General features: G+C 73.0%; 9 protein-coding genes. 3 read left to right on the plus strand and 6 right to left on the minus strand.

Going from position 1 to position 7677, the window contains the following annotated elements; translation table 11 throughout:
- Positions 1–29: 29 nt before the first annotated feature.
- From HWD93_RS17870 to HWD93_RS17885, 4 genes are all read right to left on the minus strand, one after another.
- Complete coding sequence (locus tag HWD93_RS17870; RefSeq protein ID WP_261647548.1) at positions 30–539, minus strand: YfcE family phosphodiesterase; 510 nt, start codon at positions 537–539, stop codon at positions 30–32.
- The gene (locus HWD93_RS17875) at positions 536–1006 is read right to left on the minus strand and encodes a MarR family winged helix-turn-helix transcriptional regulator (protein ID WP_070418620.1); all 471 of its coding nucleotides are present in this window, start codon (positions 1004–1006) and stop codon (positions 536–538) included. The genes HWD93_RS17870 and HWD93_RS17875 overlap by 4 nt, the downstream gene beginning before the upstream one ends.
- An 85-nt stretch (positions 1007–1091) precedes the next feature.
- A complete protein-coding gene (locus tag HWD93_RS17880; protein WP_070418619.1) occupies positions 1092–1553 on the minus strand; it encodes a VOC family protein in 462 nt (153 codons plus the stop codon).
- Positions 1554–1575: 22 nt separating this feature from the next.
- A complete protein-coding gene (locus HWD93_RS17885; RefSeq protein ID WP_070418618.1) occupies positions 1576–1872 on the minus strand; it encodes a GNAT family N-acetyltransferase in 297 nt (98 codons plus the stop codon).
- A 92-nt stretch (positions 1873–1964) separates the two neighbouring features.
- Here HWD93_RS17885 and HWD93_RS17890 point away from each other — a divergent pair, with 92 nt between their 5' ends.
- Positions 1965–2612 carry an NADPH-dependent F420 reductase gene (locus HWD93_RS17890; RefSeq protein WP_261647549.1) on the plus strand — a complete coding sequence of 216 codons (648 nt, stop codon included), beginning with the start codon at positions 1965–1967 and terminating at the stop codon, positions 2610–2612.
- Positions 2613–2793: 181 nt separating this feature from the next.
- On the opposite strand, the gene HWD93_RS17895 is transcribed toward HWD93_RS17890, so the two are convergent.
- On the minus strand, positions 2794–3762 hold the full coding sequence (locus HWD93_RS17895) for an aldo/keto reductase (RefSeq protein WP_261647550.1): 969 nt from the start codon (positions 3760–3762) through the stop codon (positions 2794–2796).
- Positions 3763–3860: 98 nt separating this feature from the next.
- Between HWD93_RS17895 and HWD93_RS17900 the strand changes: the two genes are divergently transcribed.
- Complete coding sequence (locus tag HWD93_RS17900) at positions 3861–5147, plus strand: hypothetical protein (protein WP_261647551.1); 1287 nt, start codon at positions 3861–3863, stop codon at positions 5145–5147.
- Positions 5148–5258: 111 nt separating this feature from the next.
- On the opposite strand, the gene HWD93_RS17905 is transcribed toward HWD93_RS17900, so the two are convergent.
- A complete protein-coding gene (locus HWD93_RS17905) occupies positions 5259–6116 on the minus strand; it encodes a LysR substrate-binding domain-containing protein (protein ID WP_070418614.1) in 858 nt (285 codons plus the stop codon).
- A 143-nt stretch (positions 6117–6259) separates the two neighbouring features.
- Here HWD93_RS17905 and HWD93_RS17910 point away from each other — a divergent pair, with 143 nt between their 5' ends.
- On the plus strand, positions 6260–7585 hold the full coding sequence (locus HWD93_RS17910) for an MFS transporter (protein ID WP_083403507.1): 1326 nt from the start codon (positions 6260–6262) through the stop codon (positions 7583–7585).
- Positions 7586–7677 lie beyond the last annotated feature (92 nt).

The raw sequence follows: 7677 nt of genomic DNA on the forward strand, positions 1-7677 counted from the left end.
GTGCGGGGCCGACCCGCGCCTCCAGGCCGTCAGCGGGTCGCGGGAGGCAGCCGCACCAGCTCGACCGACAGGTCGCGGCCGTCGACCGCACCGCGCATCCACGTGTGGTCCGGCTGGCGGCGCCGGTCCGTCGGCGAACCCGGATTGAGCAGCCGCAGCCCCGACGGCGCGACCGTGTCCCACGGGATGTGCGAGTGGCCGAAGACGAGCACGTCGACGTCCGGGTACGCGGCCGTCATGCGACGCTCACGGCCCGTCGCGGCACCGGTCTCGTGCACCAGGGCGACGCGCAGGTCCTCGACGACGAAGCGGGCCTCGAGCGGCAGGCGGTCGTCGAACTCGGGGCCGTCGTTGTTGCCGCGGACGCCCTCGAAACGCGCCGACCGGGCCTGGACGGCATCGAGCGTCGCGAGGTCCACCCAGTCGCCGGCGTGCACCACGAGGTCCGCGGCGTCGATGTCCGCCCAGAGCCCGGCGGGCAGGTCCTTCGCCCGCTTCGGCAGGTGGGTGTCCGAGAGCAGGACGAACGAGGTCGTCACGGCGTGGTGCGTCCGGGCATCGGCAGCCCCGCCTCGTCCGCGGCGCCGAGCCGTTCGAGGAGCCCCGCGAGGAGCGCGATGTCGTCGTCCGACCAGCTCGCGAGCCGTTCGTCGAGCGCGTCGCGGTGCAGCTGCACGGAGCGTTCGAGTGCAGCACGGCCGGCATCGGTGGCCACGAGGGGCTTGGCGTTGCCGGTCCCGCCGTCGACCGTCCGGATGAGCCCGGCCGCCAGCAGCCCGGACAGCTGCCGCGAGATCGTGGAGCGGTTCAGCCGCAGGTACCGGGCGATGTCGATCGCCATGCAGCCCTCGTGCTGGACGACGAAGTCGACGAGGGACTGGTCGACGACGCTGAGGATCGCCTCCGAGCCGCGTGCCCGGATGCTCGCGCGGCGGGTGATGCGGGCGAGTTCCGTGTACGCGCGTCCGATGTCGCTGTTGCGGACATCGGGCCTCGGTTCGCTCATCGGACGGACTCCAGCCTGTCTGCGCCGGGACCTGCCGGCGGTGTTCGGTCCCGCCACCATACCGGCGGGTACGGATCGCGCCGGCTCAGTGACCCGCCGCGGCGGCCCGCAGGGCGGGGATGTCCAGCTTGACCATCTGCATCATGGCCTCGAAGACGCGGGCGTTCGCCTCGGGGTCGCCCGAGCCGGTCATCAGGTCGCCCATCATCGACGGGGTGACCTGCCACGCCACACCCCAGCGGTCGAAGAGCCACCCGCACCGGCTCGGACGGCCACCGTCGGCGAGCAGGGCGTCCCAGATGCGGTCGAGCTCCTCCTGGTCGTCGACGTCCACCTGGAACGAGACCGCGTCGGTGTGCTCGTGCCCCGGACCGCCGTTCATCGCACGGTAGGGCTTGCCGAGGAGCGTGAACTCGACGACGAGGGTCTGCCCGTCCGGGGTCTTGCTCACGCTGTCGATGCTGCTGTCGGGGAAGAGCGACACGTAGTGCTCCGCCGCCTGCTCGGCCTGGTCGTCGTACCAGAGGAACGGGGTGATCGTCGGCATGGGCGGGGCCTTCCGGTTCGGCTCAGTCCGCAGCGCCGCGGCTGAGCAGGTCTGCCTTCTCGGGGTGCTCGTCGAACCACTTGCCGACGAACCAGCACATCGGGACGATGCGCCGGGTGGAGTTCGCCTCGACGTCGGCGACCGCGAAGTCGACGAGCTCGGCGGCGTACCCGTGCCCACGGTGCTTCGGCACCGTGTACGTGTGTGGGAACGCGATCGCGTCGCCGTTCTCGCGGTAGTCGAGGACGCTCACGAGTTCGCCGCCGACGTACATCGCGTAGCGGTCCTGGTCGGCTTCGTCGCGGAACTCGTGGTCCATGCCGCCATCATGCACCCTCGGCGGCAGCGAGGGCGGCAGGCGGTCAGGCCGTCGGGAATGGGCGGGTCGGGGTCGGGCGTTGCTCGGACACCATGACGACAATCGGCATCATCGGCGCAGGCAACATCGGATCCCAGCTCGCACGGCTGGCGGTGCGGAACGGACACGAGGTGGTGATCGCGAACTCCCGCGGCCCCGAGACCCTCACGGACCTGGTCGCGGAGCTCGGCGCGGGTGCCCGTGCCGCGACCCGCGACGAGGCGGCGGCCGCTGGCGAGATCGTCGTCGTCACGACCCCGCTCGCCGCGATCGAGACCATCCCGGCCGGCCCCCTCGAGGGCAAGGTCGTGATCGACACGAACAACTACTACCCGCAGCGCGACGGCCGCATCGAGGCGCTCGACTCCGAGACCACCACGACCGCGGAGCTCCTGCAGGACCACCTCCCCGGCGCCCGGGTCGTGAAGGCGTTCAACCACATCGGCGCCGCGGACCTCACCGGCCACGCCTCCGCTGCGGGCACCCCGGACCGTCGCGCGCTCGTGGTGGCCGGGGACGACGCCGAGGCCAAGCGGGTCGTGTCGGACCTCATCGACCAGTTCGGGTTCGACGTCGTGGACGCCGGGCCCCTCGCCGAGGGCTGGCGCATCCAGCGCGACACCCCCGGGTACGGCCCGCGGCTGACCGCGGCGGAGCTGCGCGAGGCGCTCGCGTCCGCGGAGCGGTACCGCGACATGTAGGTCGCGACCCCCTGCGGGACGGGAGGCGCGGGTCGGTCCGGCACCGCGCCTCCCGTCCCGCAGGACGACCGTCCTCACGCGCTGGCCGACACTTCACGCGCCCTGTCACGCGTGACGTGTCACTCAGCGCGTGAGGACGCCCACGGCTGCCGGCCGCGGCCGCGGGCCGCGGCGCGCCCGCTCAGGCGCCGTCGAAGACGAGCGTCATCTCGGCGAGGTCGTCCTCGGACGGCTCCCACGCCGTCCCGGCCTCGGCGTTCTGCCGGATCTGCTCCGGCTTCGTCGCCCCCGCGATGACGCTCGACAGCCCGGGCTGCGCCAGCAACCACGCGAAGGTCGCCTGCAGCATCGTGACGCCGCGCTCGTCGCAGAACCGCTGGAACTCCTCGAGGATCTCCCACGGCGCGTCCTGCAACAGCTGCGGCTTCGCCGTGGTGAGCCGCCCGTCCGCGGGCCCGCCTGCCTTCGTGTACTTGCCCGTCAGCAGGCCGTTGTACAGCGGGAAGTACGGCAGGAACCCGAGCGCGTACGCACGGACGGCCGGCAGCACCTCGTCCTCGACGCCCCGGGCGAGCGGGCTGTACTCGTTCTGCGCGGACACGAACGCGGTGGTGCCGGCGATGGAGGCGGTGAGCTCGGCCTCGGCGATCTGCCACCCGGCGAAGTTCGAGTGGCCGATGTAGCGGATCTTGCCCTCGCGGACGAGGTCGTCGAGCACGGACAGCGTCTCCTCGATCGAGGTCACGTCGTCCGGGCCGTGCATCTGGTAGAGGTCGATCCAGTCCGTCCCGAGGCGCTTGAGCGACGACTCGACCGCCAGCCGCACGTACCGCCGGGAGCCCCGCACGCCCCAGTCCGGCCCGTTCACCCCCTGCATGTCCATGCCGAACTTCGTGGCGAGGACGATCTCGTCGCGACGTCCCGCGATGGACCTGCCGAGGAGTTCCTCGGACAGCCCGCACCGGCCGCCGTAGACGTCCGCGGTGTCGAACAGGGTGACGCCGGCGTCGAGGGCCGCGTGGACGACGGCGTCCGTGCCCTCCTGCGTCTCGGTCAGCGTGCCGGGTCGGCCGAAGTTGTTGCAGCCGATGCCGACGGTGGAGACGACGAGCCCCGACGGCCCGAGTGGACGGTGTTCGATTCCGGTCATGCCCCGACCGTACCGGCGACCCCGGAACTGGGGCTGCGCCAGCCGCACGGGTTGCCGTTAGAACTGACGATGGATCAGCCTACGGAGGGAGCACCGCAGTGGCATCGCATCGCATGCCGGACGAGGACCGGCCGCGTCGCGCCGTCCCCGACTGGGTCACGGCTCCCCCCGAGGGCGCGGCAGACGGCCTGGAGGCGCGCCCCGCCCCCGTCGCGCCCGCCCCCGCTCCGGAGACGGCTGGCCCCGGCAGCACGCTCCCCGCACCGCCCGCCACACCGGCACTCGTCGACGACGACATCGTGGTGCCCGACTTCCCGCCGGAGGAGCACCTCCTGCCCCCGGCTCCGACCTCGCCCGCGGTGCACACGGTCCCGTTCGACACGGCCTCGATCGGCCCCGCCCCTATCTCGCCGATCGACGCCGTCGGTGCCGTCGGTGCCGTCGGTGCCGTCGGTGCCGCGTCCGTCACGCCGGGGGCCGCACCCGCTCCCGCCGCGCCGGTCGTCCCGGCGGGCCCCAGCGTCCCCGTCGTCGGTCAGCCCCGGTTCTCCGTGCCGGGCCTCGAGCACGTCGTCGTCGAGGGGTCGGAACCGGCTCCCTCGGGACCGATCGGCTACCGCACCCCCGCCCGGTTCGCCCACCAGCGCCCCGCCGCTCCGGCCGCCGCGGCTCCGGCGACCGCCGCTCCGGCTGCGTCGCCGGCCTTCGACGCCGTCATCGCTCCGCCGGCACCCGGGGGCCCGGGCTCGACACCGGCTCCCCGTGCGGATGCACTGCCGCCGACCGAAGCGCTCCCCCTGATCGACCTGCCGACCCGCGGCTCGGACACGGGACGCAGCCGGTCGACGAGCCCACGAACGCCGAAGGGCACGAAGCCCTCGAAGGGCACGAAGCCCGCGAAGGCCCCGAAGGCCGCGAGGCCCGCCCGGCCGTCGCGCACGAGGAAGCCGACCGCGAGGACCGCGACCGACGCGCCCCCGGCGGTGGACGCGACCACCCCGGCTGCCGCGACGGTGCGTGGCGGGGGCGGGCCGCGCCTCCAGGCCGCCGGGACGACGCAGCGGGTGGGGACGACTCCCGGGGCCGTCCTCGGCGCCCTTGCCGGACTCGCCACGCTCGGACTCGGCGCGTGGTGGTTCACCGCCCCCGCGACGGTGCACGGTGTCGGGCTGGTGCTCGGCGTGCTCGCGCTCCTGCTCTCGATCGTGACGCTGCGGCGGCCCGAGGCGACGTGGCAGCGGCCGCTCGCGCTCCTCGGTGCCGTGCTCGGCGGGGTCGGGACGCTCGTGCTGCTGTGGGCCGTGGCCTCGGCGGTGCTGCCGCTCGTCGGGGTGACGCTGCCGGACCTCACCGGGACGGGGACGGTCCCGACGCTCGCGCCGTAGCGCGCCGCGCGCTGCGCCGCGCGCCCCCGCGCACTTCGTGAGCAGAAATGGTCGGGTGCGCGCCACTGACCCGACCATTCCTGCTCACGAAACGACCACGCGTCACCCCGCTCACACCGCGCGGACCACCCCGCGGGACAGGATCGCGTTCGTCAGGGCGTCGATCGGTTCCCGCTGCACCGTCGGGTTCGCGATGAGCACGTAGTCGACCGCCGGGAGGTCCGGCAACGCCAACCGCTGCGACACCTTCACGAGGTCCGCCGGGATCAGCGAGTGCGGGAACACCGCGACCCCGATCCCCGCCCGGACGGCCGCGAGCACCCCGTTCACGTCGCGCGTGTTGCAGGTGATCCGCCACGTGCGTCCGGCGGACTCGAGCGCGTCGATCGCCATCTGTCGACTGATGCTCGGCGCCTGGTACGCAATGAGCGGCACGGGCTCCCCCGGCTCCAACGCGATGCCGTCCTGCGCCATCCAGACCATCTGGTCGGTCGCGACGCGGGTGCCCTCGGCGGACTCCCCCGCGGTCTGCTTGATGAACACGAGGTCGAGCTGCCCCGCGTGCACCCGGCGGAGCAGCGGTGACGACTGGTTCACCGTCAGCTCGAGGTTCACCTGCGGGTGCAGCCGTCGGAAGTCCCGCAGGATCCGGGGCAGCTGCGTGATCGCGAGGTCGTCGGCCGCCCCGAACCGGAGCCGCCCGCGGGTCGCGGCTCCCGAGAAGTACGCGTCGGCGGTGGCGTGCGCCGCGAGGATCGTCCGCGCGAACCCGGCCATCGCGTCCCCGTTGTCGGTGAGCGCCACGCCCCGGGTGTCCCGCGCGACGAGGGTCCGCGAGACGGCCGTCTCGAGCCGCCGCACGTGCTGCGACACCGTGGGCTGGCTGATCCCGAGTCGGGCGCCGGCCTGGGTGAAGCTCCCCGTCTCGGCGACCGCGAGGAACGTCTGCAGCAGAACCGGATCCAGCACCGGACACCCTTCGTCGTGACGACCCCATTCGACTTCGCAATGGAGTGATAACCACCATAGGGGTATCGAATGGGGCGCGCGCAGTTAGTTTCGAGTGGGTACAGTCCCGCCTGCTCCACCTCGACCTCCGGAGACCCCCACTCGTGAGTGCGTCATCGACGACCCTCCCCCCGCCCACCGAACCGCTGCCGATCCAGGCCACCCGACCGCCGTGGCGCCACACCCTCATCGCCCTGTCGGTGCCGAACTTCCGGCTCTTCACCGCCACGAACCTCGTCGCGATGACCGCCGGCTGGATGCAGCGCATCGCGCAGGACTGGCTCGTCCTGCAGCTCACCGGGTCGGTCGCGCAGGTCGGCATCACGGTCGCGTGCCAGTTCGCGCCGATGCTGCTGTTCGGGCTCCTCGGCGGAGTGCTCGTCGACCGGTTCTCCAAGCGCGCGCTGATGATGATCACGCAGGGCTCGTTCGCCGTGCTGTCGGCCCTGCTCGCCGTCCTGACGCTGTCCGGGGTGGTGCAGGCGTGGCACATCTGGGCGATCGCGTTCGTCGTCGGCATGGTCACCGTCATCGACAACCCCGCACGCCAGGTGTTCGTCACCGAGATCGTCGGCCACGAGCACCTGCGCAACGCGATCAGCGTGAACTCGTCGGTCTTCCAGCTCGGCGGCATGATCGGCCCGGCCCTCTCCGGAGCGCTGCTCGTCGCGGTCGGCGCCGGCTGGTCGTTCGGCGTCAACGCGATCGCCTGCGTCGCCGTGGTCGTGACGCTCGGCTTCCTGAAGGTCTCGGAGCTCCACCGCACGCCCCCGGCACCACGCGGGAAGGGGCAGCTCGTCGAGGGCCTCCGCTACGCCGTCCGGAAGCCGACCATCATCGTGCCGGTCATCCTCGTGGCGTTCTTCTCGGTCTTCGCGCTGACGATGCCGGTGCTGCTGTCGGCCTTCGCGTCCGAGGTGTACGACGTCGGCGCTGGTGGCTACGGCGTGTTCAACTCCGCCGTCGCGATCGGCGCGCTGGCCGGCGCACTGCTCTCGACGCGGCGCGCCACCGTCCGGCTCCGCACCATCGTCGGCGGGGTGTTCTGGACGGGGATCCTGCTCGTGGTCTCCGGCTCGATCCCGGTCATCGCGCCGTTCACCGTCGCGCTCGTCGCCGTCGGGATGTCGCAGCTGCTCTTCCAGACCGCGTCGAACTCGCTCGTGCAGCTGTCCTCGAACGTGGCGATCCGCGGCCGGGTGATGTCGCTCTACGTCCTCGTGCTGCTCGGAGGGCAGGCGATCGGCGGCCCCCTCATGGGCCAGGTGGTCGACCACTTCGGGGCCCACGTCGGGATGGTCGTCGCCGGAGGCGTGCCGGCCGCGGCCGCGGCCGTCGTCGGGCTCGTGCTCGCCCGCCGCGGCGGGCTCCACCTGGCGGTGCGGATGCGGCACCACATGCCGGTGCCGTCGATCGTGGGGCACCGCTGACGCGTCGGACGGGAGGCGCGGTGCGGGCGGGCGCCGCGCCTCCCGTCCGACGCGTGGTCGCGCTGGGCGCGCGCGCGCGCTCGCTGCTGCCG

Source organism: Curtobacterium sp. C2H10, from assembly GCF_025407985.1.
Classification (GTDB): domain Bacteria; phylum Actinomycetota; class Actinomycetes; order Actinomycetales; family Microbacteriaceae; genus Curtobacterium.